Below are 18,612 nucleotides of genomic sequence, written 5' to 3' on the forward strand. Positions count from 1 at the left end.
GGTCATTTGGTCGCAGGGCGAACGTATGCTCACGCGCGGCGGGTGTCAATGCTGATGTAACAGATGATCGGATGGTGGACATGTGCTCATTCGGTCCCGATACTGGGATGACGAGACCGAGAGGAGACCCCAGCCATGTTGTCGTCCGCGCAGGTCGAGGAGGCCAGGGAGTACGCCGCGCAGCGGTTCGCCGAGGCCGGGATCGTCATCACCGAGCCGGAGCGTGCCGCGATCGAGGTGTCCGACTTCGGCCTGTCCGACCTCGACCGCACGGGGCTGCAGCTGATCGTCTACGTCAACACCGACCGGGTGTGCGCGAAGGAGATCGTGCTGAAGCCGGGCCAGACCTGCCCCGAGCACCGCCACGTCGGGACCGGCGGCGAGCCGGGCAAGGAGGAGACCTTCCGGGTGCGACGCGGGACGGTGTACGTGTACACCGAGGGCACGCCCGCGGCCACGCCTTTGGCGAGCCCTGCTCGCCGGGAGCACTACACGGCCTGGCACGAGATCGTGCTGAGGGCCGGCGAGCAGCACACGGTGCCGCCGGACACGCTGCACTGGTTCCAGGCCGGGCCCGAGGGCGCGATCGTCAGCGAGTTCTCCACCCGCAGCACCGACGAGACCGACGTCTTCACCGACCCCGACATCGCCCGGCTGACCGTGGTCGGGTGAGGATCAGATCACCCGGTCGTTGCCGCCGTCGATCGGGATCTGCGCGCCGGTGGTCTTGGCGAACGCGGGACCGGTCAGCGCCAGCGCGAGCTCGGCGACGTCGGCGCTGGTGATCTGCGTGTGGAGCAGGTTGCGGGTGGTGTAGTCCTCGACGCTGAGGCCGTAGTGCGCCGCCCGCGCCTCCAGCACGCCGCCGGCCCAGATGCCGGTGTCGAACACCGCGTCGGGGTGGACGACGTTGACGCGGATGCCGTCGGCGGCCCACTCCAGCGCCGTGACCCGGGCCAGCTGGGTCAGCGCCGCCTTCGACGCGGAGTAGGCCGCGGCGCCGGGGCCGGGGGCGGCGACGTTCTTCGAGCCGATCACGACGACGCGGCCGCCGCCGGGCGCCTGCCGCAGCAGGGGATGCGCCTCGCGCAGCAGGTCGGCGGCGGCGTCGAGGTTGACGCGCATGACCCGCCGCCACAGCTCGGAGTCCAGCTCCGCGACGGGCGCGGCGGCGGGGAAGATGCCGGCGTTGAGCACGAGGATGTCCAGGCCGCCGAACGTGTCGGTGACGGCGTCCAGCGCGGCGCCGACCTGGCCGGCGTCGGTGACGTCGCACCCGAGGCCGAGCCAGGACGCGCCGTCGAAGGCGCCGGCCACGGCGGGATCGAGGTCCAGCCCCGCGACGGCGCCGCCGGCGGCGAGGAAGCGGCCCGCGATCGCCCGCCCGATGCCGCCCGCCGCGCCGGTGACCAGCGCGACCTGCCCGGCCAGCGGCGCGGGCCGGCCGGCCCGGCGCAGCTTGGCCTGCTCCAGGTCCCAGTACTCGACGTCGAAGATCTCCTGTTCCGACAGCGCGCGGTAGCCGCCGAGGGCCTCGGCGTTCAACACGATCTCGATGGTGTGCCGGTAGATGTCCTCGGCGGCCGCGGCGTCGGCCGCGGACCGGCCGGCGGTGACCAGGCCGAGCTCGGGGTCGAGGATCACCCGCGGCGCCGGGTCCAGCATGGTGACCTCGGCCCGCCCACCCGCCGCGCAGCGGTCGAAGTAGGCCGTGTAGCCGGCGGCGAACGCGGCCACGTCGCGGCCCAGCATGGGCGCCGGCTTGGTGCGGATCACGTGGTCGGGGGTCGCCGGGCCGCCGCCGGACAGGTCGGCCACCTTCGGGTGCTGCGCGAACGCCAGCACGGCGTCGTCGTCGTGCACGCTGACGATCATCGGCGCGCCGGCGGCCCGGCTGACGTCCGCGCGCAGGCCGGCGATCGCCGCCCGCCGGCTCGGGCCGCGGGGGAGCGGCGGAGCCGGCGCGGGCAGCGGCTCGCGCGGCGCGATCGCCGCCTCGGCGACGCTGACCAGGTCGATCATCCGGTCGTAGGACTCCCGGGCGGTGTCGCCGAACGTGACGATGCCGTGGTTCATCAGCACGATCCCGCGGGTGTCCGGCCCGATCGACGGCAGGCTCCGCGCGACCAGCCGGGCGAGGTCGAAGCCGGGCATGACGTACGGCAGCACCAGCACCGACGCGCCATAGACCTCGCGCACCAGGCCGGCCCCACCGGCGGTGTTCGTGAGCGTGACGACGGCGTCGGCGTGCGTATGGTCGACGAACGTGAACGGCAGCAGGCCGTGCAGGATCGCCTCGACCGACGGCGAGGGCGCGGCCGGGTCGGTGCGGTAGCTGGCCAGCTGCCGCGCCATCTCGACGTCGGACAGCCGGTCGAGCGTGGCCAGCGCGACCAGCGGCTCGATCCGCAGCGGCGTGAACCCGGCCGCCTCGATGCTCGCGAGGTCCCAGCCGCTGCCCTTGACCAGCAGCAGCCGCTCCTCGGCGCCGACGATGCTCGTCCGCGTCACCTTCACCGACGTGTTGCCGCCGCCGTGCAGGACCAGCGACGGGTCCTGCCCGAGCAGCCGGGACGTGAGCACGCGGGCGTCCAGGTCGTCGGCGGGCGCGGGCGCGGCCGGGTCCCAGCGGTTGAGTGCCATCGTGTCCTCTCAGGCGCCCGGGCCGGCCGGGTCGGTCTCGAAGTGGGCCGCCAGCGTCCGCAGGAACGCCGCCGCCTGCGCGCCGTCGACGGCGCGATGGTCGCAGCTCAGCGTGATGGCCAGCCGCGGCCGGACGGCGATCATGCCGTCGTGGGCGACGACCTGGTCGGTGACGGCGCCGGCGGCGACGATCGCGTTCTGGTCCGGGTCGATGACAGCCTGGAAGGAGCGGACGCCGTACCCGCCGAGGTTGCTGACGGTGATGGTGGCCGGCCGCTGGTCCGCGGCGTTCAGCGCGCCGGAACGGCCCCGGCCGGCCGCCGCGGCGACGGTCTCGACCAGCGCGGGCAGCGTCAGCGCGTCCGGCGCCGGGATCGTCACGACGTAGAGCGAGTCGTCGCCGGCGACGGCCAGCCCGACGTCGGGCTCGGCGAGCGACCGGTAGCGCGGCCCGTCGTCGACCCACAACCGGCGCATCACCGGGTGCTCGCGCAGCGATCGGGCGACGGCGCGCAGCAGCAGGTGCGTGTACGTCAGGCCCTTGCCGTAACCGGCCAGGGCCTCCTTCGCGGCCGTCGCGTCGAGGTCGGCCTGCAGGCTGAACGCCGGGATGTCGCGGACCGACGCGGTGAGCCGGCGGGCGATCGTCCGCCGCAGCGGGCTCACCGCGGCGCCGTCCACGGCGGCGGGAGCCCCGACGGCCGCGACGACCGGCTCGGCGGCCGCCGCCGCGCCCTGCACGTCCGCCCGCTCGATCCGCCCGCCCGGCCCGGTGCCGGTCACCGACGCGAGGTCGACGCCGAGGTCCTTGGCGAGCTTGCGCACCAGCGGCGACGCCAGCACCGGACCGGCGCCAGGGGTGGCCGGCGCGGCCACAGGCGCCGGCGCGGCAACAGGGGCCGGCGCGGGCGGCGCCTCGATCACGTCGCCGGCCGAGCCGACGTACGCGAGCAGCGAGCCGGAGGCCAGGACGTCACCCTCCCGCGCCACGATCTTCAGCAGCACGCCCTCCTCGGCCGACTCGACGTCGACGTTGGACTTGTCGGTCTCGACGCACAGCAGCGGCTCGGCGATCTCGACGGCGTCGCCCTCCTTCTTGTACCACTCGACGATGGTCATCTCGTCGGACGTCTGCCCGAGCGGGGGGAGCCGGATCTCAGCGACCATGGGTGCGGTTCGTTCCTCTCAGGCGGGGCGGCTCAGGCGAGCAGCAGCCGCAGCTCGTCGGCGATGCGCTGCTGGGTGGGTACGACGGCCTGCTCCAGCACCGGCGCGACCGGCAGCGGCACGTCGTGCGCGGCGACCCGGCGGATCGGCGCCTCGAGCGAGTACAGCCGCTCCTGCGCGACCCGGGCCGCGAGCTCCGCGCCCCAGCCGCCGGTCAGGGTGTCCTCGTGGGCGATGAGCAGCCGCCCGGTCCGCTCCACCGACGCGAACACGGTGTCCAGGTCGAACGGCTGCAGCGAGATCGGGTCGATCACCTCGACGCTCACGCCCTCGGCGGCCAGCTCCTCGGCCGCGGCCAGCGCGCGGTAGAGGGTGAGATGGGTGGCGACGACGGTCGCGTCGGTGCCCACACGCTTGACCATGGCCCGGCCGATCGGCCAGACGTAGTCCTCCTCGGGCACGTGCGCGGTGAGGTCCATGCCGCCGGCCTGCTCGCGGCCCTTGCTGCCGTAGAGCAGCTTGTGCTCGAAGACGATGACGGGGTCGTCGTCGCGGATGGCCGCCTTGATGATGCCCTTGGCGACGTAGGCGTCCGACGGGGCGACGACCTTGATCCCCGGCACGTGGATGAAGTAGCTCTCCGGGCACTGGCCGTGCTGGGCGCCGCGGTTCGCCGTCCCCACGGGTGCGCGCATGACCAGCGGCACCGAGAGCTTGCCGCCGGACATGTAGCGCATCTTGGCGGCCTGGTTCACCAGCTCGTCCATGCACTCGAACAGGAAGTCGGAGTACTGCATGTCCGGGATCGGGCGCAGGCCCATCAGCGCGGCGCCGACGGCGGCGCCGGCGATCGCCTTCTCGCTGATCGGGGTGTCGATGATGCGCTCGTGCCCGAACCTCTCCGGCAGCCCGAGGTAGACGCCGAAGGCGCCGCCGAACCCGCCGGGGATGCCGACGTCCTCGCCGATCAGGAACACCCGGGGGTCGCGCTCCATCTCCTCCGCGATGCCCTCCCGGATGGCCTCGGTGATCGTCAGCCGCCGTTCGGTGCCGACGGTCGCGGGCTCTTGCGCGGTGGTGCTCACAGGGCGGCTCCGATCGCGATCGCGGTGGCGTAGGCGTCGGTCAGCGCGTCGGCCGGGTCGGGGTCGGGGGAGGACCGGGCGAACTCGACGGCGTCCTCGAGCTCGGCGTTGACGTCGGCGAGGACGTCGGCCAGGTCGGCCTCGCTGCCCAGCCCGGCCGACGTGATGGCCAGGCCGAGGCGCTCGATGGCGTCCTTCTCCTTCCAGGCCGCCTCCTCGTCGCGGCTGCGGTAGCCGCGGGCGTCGCCGCGGCTGTGCCCGGCGAACCGGTAGGTCTTGGCCTCGATCAGCGTCGGCCCCTCGCCGCGCTGCGCCCGGTCCCGCGCCTCGGCGACGGCGGCCCGGACGGCGACGACGTCCATGCCGTCGACGATCACGGCCGGCATGCCGTAGCCGGCCACCCGGTTGGCGACGTCGGGCACCAGCGACGTGCGGTGGAACGGCGTGGAGGCGCCGTAGATGTTGTTCTCGCAGACGTAGACGATGGGCAGCCGCTGGACGGCGGCGAAGTTCAGGCCCTCGTGGAAGGCGCCCTCGTTGCTGGCGCCCTCGCCGAAGAAGCACAGCGCCACCTGGTCGGTGGCCTGCAGCTTGTAGGCCAGCCCGAGCCCGCTGACGACGCTGATCCCGCCGGCCACGATCGCGATCGCCGGCAGCATCCCGACCGACGGGTCGCCCAGGTGCATCGAGCCGCCCTTGCCGCCGCAGCAGCCGGTCGCCTTGCCGTACAGCTCGGCCATCGCCGAGCGGACGGTGACGCCCTTGGCCAGCGCGTGCCCGTGCGGGCGGTGCGTGGAGGTGATCCAGTCGTCCGGGCCCAGCGCCTGGCACGCGCCGACGGCGACGGCCTCCTGGCCCTGGTACTGGTGCAGCGTGCCGGGCAGCTCGCCCTTGAGGAACAGCTGGTAGACGCGGTCCTCGAAGCGGCGGATGCGCAGCATCTCGCGGTACAGCACCAGGGCCTCGTCGCGGCCGAGGCCGGTGACGTCGATGGGTTCGATCACGGCGCGACCACCTTCAGGACGTCGTCGGCCCGGCCGGCCGACCCGTAGAGCCGGAGGAAGCCGCGGACGGTGTCGGTGAACGCCGCCTTGCCGGCTTCGAGGAAGTCCGCCGGCTTGTGCGAACCGACGAGATCGTGCACCGACTCGCGGCCGGTCCACTCGCCGATCCGCCGCACGACGGCGTCGAGGTAGTTCCGCTTCAGCCGGGTGCCGACGTTGAACTTGGCCACGCCGGCGGCGATCGCCGCGCGGACGGCGTCGTCGGGGAAGCCGGTGCCGCCGTGCAGCACCAGCGGCACGTCGACGGCGGCGCGGATCGCCGTCAGCCGGTCCAGGTCGATCTCGGACGTGAACGCCGTCAGCAGGTGGACGTTGCCCACCGAGACGGCGAGCGCGTCGACACCGGTCTCCGCCACGAACTCGGCGGCCTCGGCGGGGTCGGTCATCGCGGCGCCGTCGTCGACGATGCGCCCGTCGACGAAGTCGGGCAGCGAGCCGAACTCGGCCTCGACCGCGACGCCGGCCGGATGCGCGGCCTCGACCAGCTTGCGCGACGCCCGCATCGCGTCGTCCTTCGGCCACCGCTGCGAGTCGATCATCACGAAGTTGAAGCCCGCGCCGACGCCGGCCAGCGCCTGCTCCAGCGTGTGCGTCTCGTTGAGCAGGAACGCCACCGGCACCCGGCAGCCGTCGATCAGCGTGCGGCCCATCGCGCCGAGGTGGTCGATGCCGCGGTGGTCCAGCCAGGCGTCGTCGAGCATGGTCGCGCCGAAGCCGACGATGATCGGCGCGCTCTCCGCCTCCGCGGCCTCGAGCGCGGCCTCGAAGGAGTAGCTGTCCCAGCTCTCGAAGTAGCCGACGGCGTAGCCGCCGCGACGTGCCTCGCTCAGGAGCAGGGGCGCTGGCATCAGGGGCATCAGGTGTCCTTCATCTCGAGAAGTGGCACGTCGTCGAGGGCGGCGATCGCCTCGTCGCGACTGAACAGGGAGGTCGTCGTGCCCAGGGCGCGGGTGACCGACGCGCCGGCCGCCGCGGCGAAGCGCAGCCGCCGCTCGACCGGCCAGTCGTGCACCAGCCCGAACACGAGGCCGGCGGTGAACGCGTCGCCGGCGCCGGAGCCGTCCACCACCGCGACCGGCAGCGGCCGCACCGCGACGACCTGCTCGCGGTCGGCGTAGACGGCGCCGTCCGGACCGCGGGTGATCACCACCGACGCGGCGCCCCAGTCCAGCAGCGTCGCGGCCTGGCGGTGCGGGTCGGTCTCGCCGGTGAGCAGCCGGGCCTCGTCGTCGTTCGGGGTGAAGCAGTCGACGTGCGGCAGCACCGGCGCCAGCCGCTCGGCGGCGTCGCGGGTGCCGTGCGGGATGACGACGTCGAGCACGGTCCGGGTGCCGGCGGCGCGGGCCTGTGCGAGCAGCGCGGCGACGTCCGGCGTCGTCAGACCGGGCAGGCTGAGGAACCCGCCGATCACCAGCACGCGTGCCCCGGCGGCGACGGCGGCCGCGTGCGCGGCGCTGTACTCGGCGTTGGCGCCGACGGCGTGCAGGTAGCGGCGGTCCTGCCCGGTGACGGGGAGGATCACCGTCTGCGACGTCGCCAGCCGGTCCGACGTCACCACGCCGGAGACGTCCAGGCCCTTCGCGGCGAGATGCGCGCGGACCCAGTCGCCGGCGGCGTCGGCCCCGACGACGACGGACAGCAGGGTCCGCACGCCGAACGAGGCCAGCGCCACGGCGGTGTTGGCCGAGCAGCCGCCGACCCCGCTGAGCATGTCGCCGGTGGTGACCAGCTCGCCGGCCTCCGGGAGCGCGGCCAGCGGGGGCACGAACAGGTCCGCGACGACCTGGCCCGCGCACACGACCAGCGGGCCCACCGCCTCAGCGCCGTCCGTCATCGCCCCACCTTCGATCAATTGTCCACGCCGCGAGCATATGCTCATTCTGTCGGCGAGTGGATCGGCCGTCAAGACCGCGGGTTGCCCGTGTGCAGGATCCGCGGTGCGTCCGCGAACGGCCACGGGATCGAGTACGGCATGCCCGGCCAGAGGTCGAACATGTTGTCGGCGAGGGCCCGGTCGCCGTCCAGGTCGAGGCAGACGCCGAGCACGAACACGTCGCTCTGGAACGTGGCCACGCCGTCGCCGAGGACCACCTTGGGCTCGCCGGCCGGCGCCCAATCCAACTCCCGGTGCAGCGGCAGGATCAGCCGGCTGCGGGCGTCGAGCTCGCCGTCGCGGCGCAGCGCCGCGAACGCGACGCTGCTGACCGGGTCGCCCTCCCACGGGCCGAGCGTGGCCACGACGGCAGAGCTGTTCGCCGGCAGCGTGACGGTCGCCGTCCGGGCGCTGCCCGGCCCGTCGGTGCGGAAGAACCCGTACTCCAGCTCGCCCGTGACGTCGGCCGGGGTGTCGTTGACGCCGAACACCTCGACCACGTCGCCGGTCCGCGCCACCACGACGCTGACCGGCGCCATCGCCCGGCGCACCGCCCAGAAGCCGGGGGTGCGGCGCTGGTAGTAGTCGACGGTCGTCCAGCTGCGGGTCGTCGGCCACGAGTCGTTGAAGGCCCAGAAGACCGCCGCGCCGCTGTCCGGCCGGCGCCGCCGGTAGTTCTCGACGTACTCGCGCAGGCCCTCGGACTGCAGCAGCCCGCCCCAGTAGGCGTACTGCTCGACGTCGAGGTCCGCGGACGAGACGCCCATGACCTGCAGCAGCATCTCGTCCGGGATCGCCGGGCGCGTGTCGCCCGGCTGGGCGATCCAGTTGTCGTGCGTGTGCCAGCCGATCGAGGCCTGCGGGTGGTCGTGGTCCTCGACGATCTCCCGCAGCGTCGGCAGCGAGGTCGGGCCGAGGACGCCGCCCTCGGCCGCGAACCGGGCCGGGCTCTGCCGGTAGTCGCGGATGTCCCAGTTGCCCATGCCGATGTGCCACGGGTGCTGGGTGCCGACGTGGTCGTCGTTCGGGTACGCCGTGGTGCCGGGGGAGTGCGGCGAGCAGGGCGCGTAGTACCGCGACGGGTCCTCGGCCTCCAGCACGCTCGGCAGCAGCAGGTGGAAGACGTGGTAGTCGGGCAGCGGGTCGGCGCCGGCGTCCGGGGTGCGCTGCATCCACTCGCTCTCGTTCTGGCCGCACCAGATCGCCAGGCTCGGGTGCGACGCGAGCCGGCGGACCTGCCACGTGGCCTCCGCCCGGACGTCCTCGAGGAACGCGCGGTCCTCGGCCGGGTACCAGGAGCAGGCGAACGTGAAGTCCTGCCAGACGAGGATGCCGGCCCGGTCGCACAGCTCGTAGAAGTCGTCGGACTCGTAGAGTCCCACGCCGTTGACGCGGAAGAAGGTGAAGTTCGACTCCACGGCCAGCTCGATCAGGCGCTCGTAGCGGGCCCGGTCGATCCGGTGCGGGATGCTGTCCAGCGGCGCGATGTTGGCGCCCTTGCAGAACACCGGCCGGTTGTTCACGACGACGGTGAAGTAGCGGCCGCCGCCGGGGTGCGGGCTCTGGTCGATCTCGATCCGGCGGAACCCGATCACGCTGCAGCGCCGCTCGACGCGGCCGTCCCACTCGACCTCCACGTCCAGGTCGTGCAGGGTCTGCGGTCCCTGGCCGTTGGGCCACCACAACTCGGGGTGCTCGACGGTGAGGACGACCTCGTACACGCCCTCGCCGGGCGCCACCTCGACGTCGGCCCGGCCGGTCACGCCGGCGACGCCCGCCCGGATCGTCGCGCCGATCGGATCGGTGCCGACGTTCTCCAGCTCGACCCGGGCCCGGACGATGCCGGTGGCGAGGTCGGCGTCGACGTCGGCCAGCGGGACGGCGCGGCCCACCAGGAGGTCCGAGTGGGCGACGACGAGCCGGGCGTCGCCGCCGATGCCCACGTTGAGGTACCGCGAGGACCAGTCCCAGCCCCACTGGTAGGACGGCTTGCGGTGCCACGGGCGCTTGTGCCGGTTCCAGTCGTCGTCCTTGCCGGTGAGGATCGCCGCCTTGTCGATGCCGCCGTGCCGCGCCTGCAGCTCGACGGCGAGGTGGTTCTCACCCTCGTGGATCAGCTCCGTGACCTCGGTCCGGAACGGCCGGAACGCGTTGGCGTGCTCGCCGGCCGGCCGCCCGTTGACGAACACGCGGGCGACGAGATCGAGCTGGCCGAAGTGGAGCCAGACCCGCCGGCCGGCCAGCTCCGGCGGGACGACGACGTCGCGGTGGTACCACCACACGGTGTCGTCGACCCAGCGCGACCGCGCGGTCGTGAGGCCGAGGTTCGGCTCGTCCAGGAGGCCGGCCGCGATCAGGTCCAGGTGCACCTCGCCGGGGACGGTCGCCGTCGCGAGGAAGGGCCCGTCGGTGGCGTCGAGGAGCGGCCGGGCCGCGATCTTGCGGGTGCCGTCGCTCCAGCCGAGGCCCCAGGATCCGTTCAGGTCGATCTGGTCCATCTCGTCCTCCGCTGGGGTAGGGTCTTCGCCTAACAAATGGTCGAGTAGTGAGCATCTGCTCGTCAAGAGGAGTTGCCGTGCGGACATGTCGCGATCTGGGCGCGCTGGAGTGGACGCTGACCGGCTGGGCGCCGTACCTGTGGCGCGCCGCGACGACCATGGAGCTGGGCCTCCCCGTCAGCCCCGACCACGTCGTCGGTGCCGCGCCGGTGCCGGGATCGGTGCAGCGCGCGCTGCGCGACGCGGGCCTGCTGCCGGACTGGAACCAGGCCGGTCGGGCGCAGGAGTGCGAGTGGGTGGAGAACCGGCACTGGCTGTACGAGACGACCATCCCGGACGACTGGCTGGCCGGCGGCGGCGTCGTCCGGCTGCGCTGCCTCGGGCTGGACCACAGCGGCTGGGTGCTGGTCAACGGCGTCGAGGTGGGCGAGTTCCGCGGCACCCACGTCCCGCACGTCCTCGACCTGACCGCCCATCTGAAGGAGAGCGGGAACACGCTGGTCATCGCGTTCGACCTGCCGCCGCGCTGGCTCGGCCAGTTCGGCCACACGTCGCGCTTCACCGAGTGGAAGACCCGCTTCAACTACACCTGGGACTGGCAGCCGCGGCTCGTGCAGCTGGGGATCTGGGACGGCATCCGGCTGGACGTGGTCGACGGCGCCGAGCTCGGCCCGGTGCGGTGCCGGGCCGGCGTGGACGTGTCCGAGGCCGGCCGGTTGCGCGTCTCCGGCGAGGTGACCGGCGAGGCCGACGCGGTCACCGTCACGCTGCGGTCCGGCGAGCGGGTCGTGCGCAGTGAGCGGATCGCGCCGTCCCGGTTCGCCGCCGGCGTCGACTGGACCGGCCTCGACGTGGAGCTGTGGTGGCCGAACGGGCAGGGCGGCCAGCCCTTGTACGACGTCGAGGTGACTGTCGAGGCCGGCGGCGTCGAGCACGACCGCCGCTCCCTCCGCGTCGGCTTCCGCGACGTCGCGTGGCGGCAGTGTGAGGGCGCGGCGGCGGGCTCGGACACCTGGCTGTGCCTCGTCAACGGCCGGCCGGTGTTCCTGCAGGGCGTGAACTTCCCGCCGATGTCGGGCCTCTACGCCGACGTGACCCGCGACGAGTACCGCGCCCGGCTGGAGCTCTACCGCGAACTCGGCGTGAACACGCTGCGCATCAACGCCTGCGGGTTCCTGGAGAGGCGCGACTTCTACGAGCTGTGCGACGAGCTCGGCCTGCTGGTCTGGCAGGACCTGCCGCTCACGTCGTCGCTGCTGGAGAACGTCCCGCCGGACGACCCGGCGTCGATCGAGGCGCTCGGCGACATCTTCGCGTCGTTCATCGCCCGTCGCGGGCACCACGCATCACTGTTCCTGTGGTCCGGCGGCAACGAGCAGTTCCGGGTGGAGTCCGGGGCGGCGGTGCCGATCGGGACGGAGCACCCGATGATGGCGCGGCTGGCCCGCATCGCCGGCGAGCTGGACCCCGGGCGGCGGTTCATCCCGGCCAGCCCCACCGGGCCGCGGATGTCGTACCACGACGCGGACGCGGGGAAGGGGCTGCACGAGAACGTCCACGGCCCATACCGCCCCGAGCCGGCCGAGTACTGGGAGCGGCAGGACGCGCTGTTCCGCGCCGAGCTGGCCGCGCCCGCCGCGTCGGACGCCGAGGTGATCGAGCGCTACGCCGGCGGCCACGACCCGCTCCCCGTCAGCCCCGACAGCCCCGTCTGGCGCCGGCCGTCGCCGTGGTGGGTCGAGATCGACGCGTTCGTCGCCGAGCACGGCCGCGACCCCCGCGACCTCCCCGAGTACGTCGCCTGGAGCCAGGCCCGGCAGGCGGAGTCACTGGCGCTCGCGGTGGCGGCGTGCAAGGACCGCTTCCCGCGCACCGGCGGCGTGCTGCTCTGGTGCGGCCACGACAGCTACCCGACGCCGGCCAACTGCAGCATCATCGACGTCGAGAACACCCCGAAGCCGGCCGCGCTCCGGCTGCGGGAGATCTGGCGCCGCGACTTCGTGGTGTGACCTCAGCCGTTCTTGTCGGCCAGCTCCATGACGGCCCGGGCGGTGTTCACCGACGTGACGAGCGTGTGCACCAGCCCGGAGCGGAGCGCGCCGAGGATCGCCGGCGCCTTCGAGTTCTCCGACGCGACCGCGATGACCTGGGTGATCGAGCGCAGGTCGTCCAAGGTCAGGCCGACGACGCGCTCCTCGATCCACTTGGCGCTGGGGTCGCCGTCGACGGTGAAGAAGCTGCCGAGGATGTCGCCGACGGCGCCGGCGTCGAGGAGCCGGCTCATCTCCTTCGCCGTGATGCAGCCCAGCCGGACGACGAGGGAGTCGGTGTTGGCGTCGCCGATGCCGACGACGGCGATGTCGGCGGCGCGGGCTTGCTCGATGGTGCGCCCGACGTCGAGGTGGCCGGCGAACGTGTCGCGCTGCTCGCCGCTCTTGGCGTAGGCCGGCGCGAACATGCCGACGGACTTCCCGCCGAGCGCGTCGGCCAGCTGTCCGGCGATGTCGTTGGAGTTCAGGCCCTCGCCGGTGAGCGGCGAGCCGCCGATGCCGCTGACCACCGTGCAGGCGCGCGGCCGCAGCCCGGACGCCTGCTGGCTGACGGCGCGGACGTTGCGGCCCATGCCGACCGTGATCGTGGTGTCGTCGCGCACGAGCCGGTCCAGCAGCTCCACCGCGGCGGCGCCCACCCGCGCTCGCTGCTCGTCCTCGTCGCTCTGGTCGCCGACGACGATGGCCTGAGTCAGCCCGAACCGCTGCACCAGCTCCGTCTCGACCGGCATGGCCAGCGACGGGTGCATGTTGACCTTGATCTCGACGATGCCCTCGCGCCGGGCCTGGCGCAGCAGCCGGCCCACCTTCGGCCGCGACAGCTTCAGGTGGGTCGCGATCTCCTCCTGCGTCATGTCCTCCAGGTAGTACATCGAGGACACCCGCGTGAGCAGCTCGGTCGTCGAGGTGAGTGCGGTCGTGCCGGGTGCAGCCATGTGTATGCGTCTCCGCTCCCGCCGGCGGTCGGCCGGCGATCCCTACGCGCTGGCACGATCATATGCTCGCGCGATGACCCAGTGCACACCGCATCAGGTGGCACCGGCGGCGGCCAGGGCGTCGTCGTCCAGCGGCGGCAGCGACTGCCGGACGGCGCGCCGATTGGCCTGTTCGGCCGGGTCGGCGACCAGGTTCGCGGCCCAGAGCCGCTGGGTGTAGGGGTGCTGCGGGTCGTCGGTGACCTGCAGGGCGGGCCCGGTCTCGACGATGTGCCCGCGGTACATGACGGCGACCCGGTGACTCACGTGCCGGACGACGGACAGGTCGTGGGAGATGAACAGGTAGGCGACCCCGGTCCGCTGCTGCAGCTCGATGAACAGGTCGAGCACCTTGAGCTGGGTGGACAGGTCCAGCGCGGACACCGGTTCGTCGCAGACGATCAGCTTCGGGTCCAGTGCGAGGGCCCGGGCGATGGCGATGCGCTGGCGCTGCCCGCCGCTGAACTCGCGGGAGTACCGGTCCAGCGCGTCGGCGGGCATGGCCACCTGGTCCAGCAGCGCCCGTACCGTGCTCGCGGCGTCCTTCTTCTTGGCGCCCTGCGCGACCAGCGGCTCGGTGAGGATGTCGCGGATCGTCATCGACGGGTTGAGCGACGTGTACGGGTCCTGGAACACCACCTGGATGTCGCGGGCCAGCCGCCGCCGGCCGCGTGCGCCGAGCCGGGTGACGTCCTCGCCGGCGAACGTGAGCGTGCCGCCCGCGACCGGCACCAGTCCCAGGACGGCCCGGCCGAGCGTCGTCTTGCCCGATCCGGACTCGCCGACCAGGCCGAGCGTCTCGCCCTGCCCGATCTCGACGGATACGCCCTTGAGCACCTCGTTGGCGTTGCGGCCGCGGCCGTACGTGACGCGCAGGTCGTGCGCGGTGAGCAGGTCAGGCATGGGCGGCCTTTCGCCGGGCGGACGCCTCGCGTGGCGCCGCGTTGTCGAGCACCGAGCCGAGCAGCATCCGGGTGTACTCGTGCTGCGGCCGGGTGAACACGTCGCCGACCCGGCCCTCCTCGACGATCCGCCCGGACCGCATGACGACGACGCGGTCGCACAGGTCGGCGACCACGCCGAAGTTGTGGGTCACGATCAGCACGCCCATGCCGGTCTCGGTCTGCAGGTCACGCAGCAGGTCCAGGACCTCGGCCTGGATCGTCACGTCCAGCGCGGTGGTCGGCTCGTCCGCCAGCAGCAGCGACGGCGTGCAGGCGACCGCGCCGGCGATCAGGACCCGCTGCGCCATGCCACCGGAGATCTGGTGCGGATAGCGGCGGTAGACCCGCAGCGGATCGGCGATGCCGACGCGGTCGAGCATGGCCAGCGCCAGGTCGCGGGCCTCCTTCTTCGTCGCCCGCGACTGCGCCCGGATGCCGTGCACCAGCTGCGACCCCACCGTGAAGGACGGGTCCAGGTTGGACAGCGGCTCCTGCGGGACGTAGGCCATCCGGTGCCCGCGGATCTCCAGCAGGTCCCGCTCCGGCAGGCCGAGCAGCTCCCGTCCGTCGAGGCGGATGGAGCCGCGGGCGACGATGGCCTCCTCCGGCAGCAGCCCGAGCGTGGCGAACACCGTCTGTGTCTTGCCCGAGCCTGATTCGCCGACGACGCCCACGACCTCGCCCTTCTCGACCCGGAACGAGACGTCGTCGACCACCGTCGTGAGCGAGCCGCCCGACTCGTAGGCGACGCGCAGCCCGTCGATCGCCAGCAGCGGCTGCGAGGTGGACGTCGACGTCGTCGCAGTCGTCGCGGTCGCCGCGTCGGCCGTGCCGCCGAGCGTGCGCTCCGCGGCGGCCGAGCCGAGCAGCGCCTCGATCTCGCGGCGCCGCGCGCGGGTGCTCGGTTTGACGTAGGTGCCCTCCAGGGTGTCGCGGACGCCGATGGAGATCAGCGTGAACGCGCTGGTGACCAGGCCGAGCGCGACGGCCGGCCAGATGAGCTGCTCCGGCGCGACGTAGATGTTGCCGAACGCGTCGGTGAGCATGGCGCCCCAGCTCGGCACGCCGGCCTGGCCGAGGCCGAGGAACTCCAGCCCGGCCTGGACGGCGATGCCGGCGCCGGCCAGCCCGGCGATCATCAGGATGACCGGCGCCCGGATGGCGATCAGCACGTGCCGCCCGACGATCCGCCGGTCGGGGAGACCCGCGACCCGGGCGGCGTCGACGTAGAGCTCGTTGCGCACGTTGCGGGTCAGCGTCCGCACCATCCAGAACATGCTGGGGGAGACGAGGAACCCGAACACCGCCATGGCCACCGTCGTCGACACGCCGAGCAGCGTGTACAGCGAGATCAGGATGATCACGGCCGGCACCGCCATGATCGCCGAGAACAGCCAGCTGGCGACGCTGTCGAAGACCCGGCCGTAGTAGCCGGCGATCAGCCCGGCCGTCGTGCCGATGACGACGGCGACGACGGAGAGCACGGCGGCGGCCTGGAACGCGCCCCGGGTCGAGGCGATCAGCCGGCTGAGGATGTCGCGCCCGTAGTTGTCCCCGCCGAGCAGGTAGTCCGAGCCGAACGGCGCCGCGTTCGTCAGCCGCAGGTTCACCTCGTTCGGCGGGTACGGCAGGATCCACGGCTGGATGATCGCGATGACGGCGAACAGCGCCAGCACCACCAGCGACGCCGCCGTGAGCGGGTTGCGCAGCAGGGCGCGGAACACCCCGCGCCGGACGATCGGCTCGGCGGCGATCGCCCGTCCGGTGATGTCGGCGTCGGCGCTCACGAGATCCTCACCTTCGGGTTGAGGAAGCCGTTGATCAGATCGACGGCGATGTTGATGATCACGATCACGACGACGAAGAACGCGACGCCGCCGAGCACGACGGGGATGTCGCCGGCCAGCCCGGCGTCCAGCGACATCTGCCCGATGCCCGGCAGCGCGAAGATGCGTTCGACGATGATCGCCCCGCCGAGCAGCGCGATGATCTGCAGGCCGAGCATCTGCACGATCGACGGCGCCGCGTTGCGCAGCACGTGCCGGTACATGATCGACCGTGGACTCAGCCCGCGGGAGCGCAGCGTGCGCACGAAGTCCTGCCGGCGCATGTCGATGATCGAGCTGCGCACCCAGACGGCGAGACTGAAGATCGCGCCGAGGGCGATCGCGATCGACGGCAGGAAGATCGTCGACAGCCAGCCGCCGAACGTCTCGGTGATCGGGATGAAGCCGGTCGCCGGGAACAGCCCCAGGTTGAGGGCGAACACGATCACCAGCACCAGGGCCAGCCAGTAGCCGGGTACGGCACTGACGATGACCGACACCACCTGGATCACGCGGTCGACGACGCCGCCGCGGGTCGCCGCCCACACCCCGAGCACCACGCTGAACACCAGCGTCAGGACGAGCGTGGCCGCGATCAGGCTGAGCGTGACCGGGACCCGGGTCGACATGATGGCGGTGACGTCCTGGTTGGACACGAACGACTCGCCCAGGTCGCCCCGGAACAGGCCGCCGAACCAGCCGGCGTACTGCTCCGGCAGCGACCGGTCCAGCCCCAGGGCGTGCACCTTGATCTCCACCTCCTCGGGTCTCGCGTCCGCGCCGAGCAGGCGGTAGGCGATGGAGTCAGCGCCTCGCACGTGATACAGGACGTAGCTGATGCCGGTGACGGCGACGAACACCAGGACGCCGATGCCCAGCCGCCGGGCGACGTAGGTCAGCATCGCTCACCCCTTCCTGGGGCCTCCGGAGGTCCGGCCGGGTCAGCCGGCCGGCGTGTACTGGAACAGCTTGGGATTGGTGTAGGCGCCATCGATCTGGATGTCGACCTCGGGCACCGACACCAGCGTCGACGACGGCCGCGAGAACGCGATGTACCAGTTCTCGTCCAGCAGGAACTGGCCGATCTCCTGGTACGCGACGGCCTGCTCGTCCGGGTCTCCCTCGCGGGAGCGCCGGATCAGCTCCTGGAGCTCGGCGTTCTCGTACGGGCCCCAGTTCTCGTCGAACATGACGATCCAGTTCGTCTGCGGCATGTTCACCAGGTAGATCGGGTACCTGTTGGTCTTCGTGACCTCCTGGAGGTAGTTGATCGACTCGCCGCTGTACGGCTCGTAGGTCACGTCGATGCCGATCTCGGCGAGCGACGTCTGCACGATCGGCTCCAGGTTCGTCGTGTCGAGGAACGTCCCCGCGGTGGCCATCGTCGGGATGGTGACGGAGAACCCGTCGGCGTACCCGGCCTCGGCCATCAGCTCCTTGGCCCGGTCCAGGTCGTAGGCGTAGCGGTCGTCGGCGCCCTCGATGTAGCTGGCCTGGCCCTCGGCGAACTGCTGGCTGCTGGCCGAGCCGAACCCGAGGTTGGTGGCCTGCAGGATCGCCTCGCGGTCGAAGGCCAGCGCCATCGCCTCGCGCACCCGCGGGTCGCCGAGCGCCGGGACCTGCGTGCCGTTGTGGTCGCTGATGTACATCGTGCCCACGTTGCCGGGACCCTCGGTGACCTTCAGGCCGCTGCCCTGGGCCTCCTGGGCCAGCGGGATCGTCACCTCGGCGACGTCGAGCTGGCCGGACTTGACCGCGTTGAGCATGGCGACGGGGTCGGCGCAGGCCTGGATGGTGACCCGGTCGTACGGGAACTTCTCCGCGTTCCAGTAGTCGGGATTGCGCTCGTAGGTGACGGAGACGTCCGGGACGAACTCCTCGATCAGGTACGGGCCGGAGCCGACCGGCTCGTCGTGGACCAGGCTCGGGTCGTCGACGATGGCCGGCGACGCGATCGGCGTCAGGCCGAACTGCCACAGCCACTGGTACGACACCGGCTGCTTCGACATGACGATGTCCAGCGTGTACTCACCGGTCGCGGTGGCCTCGGCGCCGAACTGGTCGACCACGCGCGGCTTCCAGACGAACGTCTCGCTGGCGAACAGCGCGTCGAGGTACTTCTCCAGTCCGGCAGCGTCGAAGTGGGTGCCGTCGACGAAGTCGACGTCCTCGCGGAGCTTGAAGCTGATCGTGTAGCCGTCCTCGGAGATCTCGAACGACTCCGCGAGCCACGGCTGCGGGTCCACGCCCTCGGCTGTGACCATGATCAGCGGGTCGTAGACGGCCTGGCTGGTCGTCGTGAACAGCTGCGCGCCCTCCATCGGGTCCCAGGTGGTCCCGAAGAAGCACGACGGGATCGTGATCTCGGAGCTGCCGTCCTCGGCGCTGGACGGCGCCGACGACGAGCAGGCCGCGCAGATCGCGAGCGGTGCCAGCAGGGCGATCATGGGGCGCCAGGTTCGTCTCACCTCGAACTCCTCTCTCCGT

The 18,612-nt window shown here is 72.4% G+C and carries 14 protein-coding genes; 2 read left to right on the top strand and 12 right to left on the bottom strand.

Going from position 1 to position 18,612, the window contains the following annotated elements; translation table 11 throughout:
• The first annotated feature begins 135 nt into the window (after positions 1-135).
• Positions 136-672, top strand: a complete 537-nt coding sequence (locus tag C1I92_RS04205; protein ID WP_111253420.1) for a D-lyxose/D-mannose family sugar isomerase — start codon at positions 136-138, stop codon at positions 670-672.
• A 3-nt stretch (positions 673-675) separates the two neighbouring features.
• Here C1I92_RS04205 and C1I92_RS04210 read toward each other — a convergent pair whose 3' ends face one another.
• From C1I92_RS04210 to C1I92_RS04240, 7 genes are all read right to left on the bottom strand, one after another.
• Positions 676-2,643: a bifunctional aldolase/short-chain dehydrogenase gene (locus C1I92_RS04210; RefSeq protein WP_111253421.1), complete on the bottom strand. Its 1,968-nt coding sequence runs from the start codon at positions 2,641-2,643 to the stop codon at positions 676-678.
• Positions 2,644-2,652: 9 nt separating this feature from the next.
• On the bottom strand, positions 2,653-3,810 hold the full coding sequence (locus C1I92_RS04215) for a dihydrolipoamide acetyltransferase family protein (RefSeq protein ID WP_111253422.1): 1,158 nt from the start codon (positions 3,808-3,810) through the stop codon (positions 2,653-2,655).
• Positions 3,811-3,842: 32 nt separating this feature from the next.
• Positions 3,843-4,805, bottom strand: coding sequence for an alpha-ketoacid dehydrogenase subunit beta (locus C1I92_RS04220; protein WP_111253492.1), 963 nt, complete (start codon positions 4,803-4,805; stop codon positions 3,843-3,845).
• Positions 4,806-4,891: 86 nt separating this feature from the next.
• On the bottom strand, positions 4,892-5,899 hold the full coding sequence (locus C1I92_RS04225) for a thiamine pyrophosphate-dependent dehydrogenase E1 component subunit alpha (protein WP_233506846.1): 1,008 nt from the start codon (positions 5,897-5,899) through the stop codon (positions 4,892-4,894).
• Positions 5,896-6,816 carry a class II fructose-bisphosphate aldolase gene (locus C1I92_RS04230; protein WP_111253423.1) on the bottom strand — a complete coding sequence of 307 codons (921 nt, stop codon included), beginning with the start codon at positions 6,814-6,816 and terminating at the stop codon, positions 5,896-5,898. The genes C1I92_RS04225 and C1I92_RS04230 overlap by 4 nt, the downstream gene beginning before the upstream one ends.
• Positions 6,816-7,793, bottom strand: a complete 978-nt coding sequence (locus C1I92_RS04235) for a carbohydrate kinase family protein (protein WP_158563978.1) — start codon at positions 7,791-7,793, stop codon at positions 6,816-6,818. Before C1I92_RS04235 ends, C1I92_RS04230 begins: the two co-directional genes overlap by 1 nt.
• A gap of 68 nt (positions 7,794-7,861) precedes the next feature.
• A complete protein-coding gene (locus C1I92_RS04240; RefSeq protein ID WP_158563980.1) occupies positions 7,862-10,330 on the bottom strand; it encodes a beta-mannosidase in 2,469 nt (822 codons plus the stop codon).
• Positions 10,331-10,407: 77 nt separating this feature from the next.
• Between C1I92_RS04240 and C1I92_RS04245 the strand changes: the two genes are divergently transcribed.
• Positions 10,408-12,339, top strand: a complete 1,932-nt coding sequence (locus C1I92_RS04245) for a glycoside hydrolase family 2 protein (protein ID WP_111253426.1) — start codon at positions 10,408-10,410, stop codon at positions 12,337-12,339.
• Between the two features lie 2 nt (positions 12,340-12,341).
• On the opposite strand, the gene C1I92_RS04250 is transcribed toward C1I92_RS04245, so the two are convergent.
• From C1I92_RS04250 to C1I92_RS04270, 5 genes are all read right to left on the bottom strand, one after another.
• Positions 12,342-13,316, bottom strand: a complete 975-nt coding sequence (locus C1I92_RS04250; protein WP_111253427.1) for a sugar-binding transcriptional regulator — start codon at positions 13,314-13,316, stop codon at positions 12,342-12,344.
• A gap of 93 nt (positions 13,317-13,409) precedes the next feature.
• A complete protein-coding gene (locus C1I92_RS04255) occupies positions 13,410-14,258 on the bottom strand; it encodes an ATP-binding cassette domain-containing protein (RefSeq protein WP_111253428.1) in 849 nt (282 codons plus the stop codon).
• Positions 14,251-16,086, bottom strand: a complete 1,836-nt coding sequence (locus C1I92_RS04260) for a dipeptide/oligopeptide/nickel ABC transporter permease/ATP-binding protein (RefSeq protein ID WP_199520943.1) — start codon at positions 16,084-16,086, stop codon at positions 14,251-14,253. The genes C1I92_RS04255 and C1I92_RS04260 overlap by 8 nt, the downstream gene beginning before the upstream one ends.
• Complete coding sequence (locus C1I92_RS04265) at positions 16,083-17,027, bottom strand: ABC transporter permease (RefSeq protein ID WP_111253429.1); 945 nt, start codon at positions 17,025-17,027, stop codon at positions 16,083-16,085. The genes C1I92_RS04260 and C1I92_RS04265 overlap by 4 nt, the downstream gene beginning before the upstream one ends.
• A gap of 39 nt (positions 17,028-17,066) precedes the next feature.
• Complete coding sequence (locus C1I92_RS04270; protein ID WP_146605015.1) at positions 17,067-18,593, bottom strand: ABC transporter substrate-binding protein; 1,527 nt, start codon at positions 18,591-18,593, stop codon at positions 17,067-17,069.
• Between the last annotated feature and the right edge of the window lie 19 nt (positions 18,594-18,612).

Source organism: Jiangella anatolica, assembly GCF_003236295.1.
GTDB lineage: Bacteria > Actinomycetota > Actinomycetes > Jiangellales > Jiangellaceae > Jiangella > Jiangella anatolica.

What these genes read in the sequence shown, in the direction of transcription:
- C1I92_RS04205 (WP_111253420.1), top strand. Translation starts at nt 136, where the DNA reads ATGTTGTCGTCCGCGCAGGTCGAGGAGGCCAGGGAGTACGCCGCGCAG.
- C1I92_RS04210 (WP_111253421.1), bottom strand. Translation starts at nt 2,643, where the DNA reads ATGGCACTCAACCGCTGGGACCCGGCCGCGCCCGCGCCCGCCGACGAC.
- C1I92_RS04215 (WP_111253422.1), bottom strand. Translation starts at nt 3,810, where the DNA reads ATGGTCGCTGAGATCCGGCTCCCCCCGCTCGGGCAGACGTCCGACGAG.
- C1I92_RS04220 (WP_111253492.1), bottom strand. Translation starts at nt 4,805, where the DNA reads ATGGAGCGCGACCCCCGGGTGTTCCTGATCGGCGAGGACGTCGGCATC.
- C1I92_RS04230 (WP_111253423.1), bottom strand. Translation starts at nt 6,816, where the DNA reads ATGCCCCTGATGCCAGCGCCCCTGCTCCTGAGCGAGGCACGTCGCGGC.
- C1I92_RS04235 (WP_158563978.1), bottom strand. Translation starts at nt 7,793, where the DNA reads ATGACGGACGGCGCTGAGGCGGTGGGCCCGCTGGTCGTGTGCGCGGGC.
- C1I92_RS04240 (WP_158563980.1), bottom strand. Translation starts at nt 10,330, where the DNA reads ATGGACCAGATCGACCTGAACGGATCCTGGGGCCTCGGCTGGAGCGAC.
- C1I92_RS04250 (WP_111253427.1), bottom strand. Translation starts at nt 13,316, where the DNA reads ATGGCTGCACCCGGCACGACCGCACTCACCTCGACGACCGAGCTGCTC.
- C1I92_RS04255 (WP_111253428.1), bottom strand. Translation starts at nt 14,258, where the DNA reads ATGCCTGACCTGCTCACCGCGCACGACCTGCGCGTCACGTACGGCCGC.
- C1I92_RS04265 (WP_111253429.1), bottom strand. Translation starts at nt 17,027, where the DNA reads ATGCTGACCTACGTCGCCCGGCGGCTGGGCATCGGCGTCCTGGTGTTC.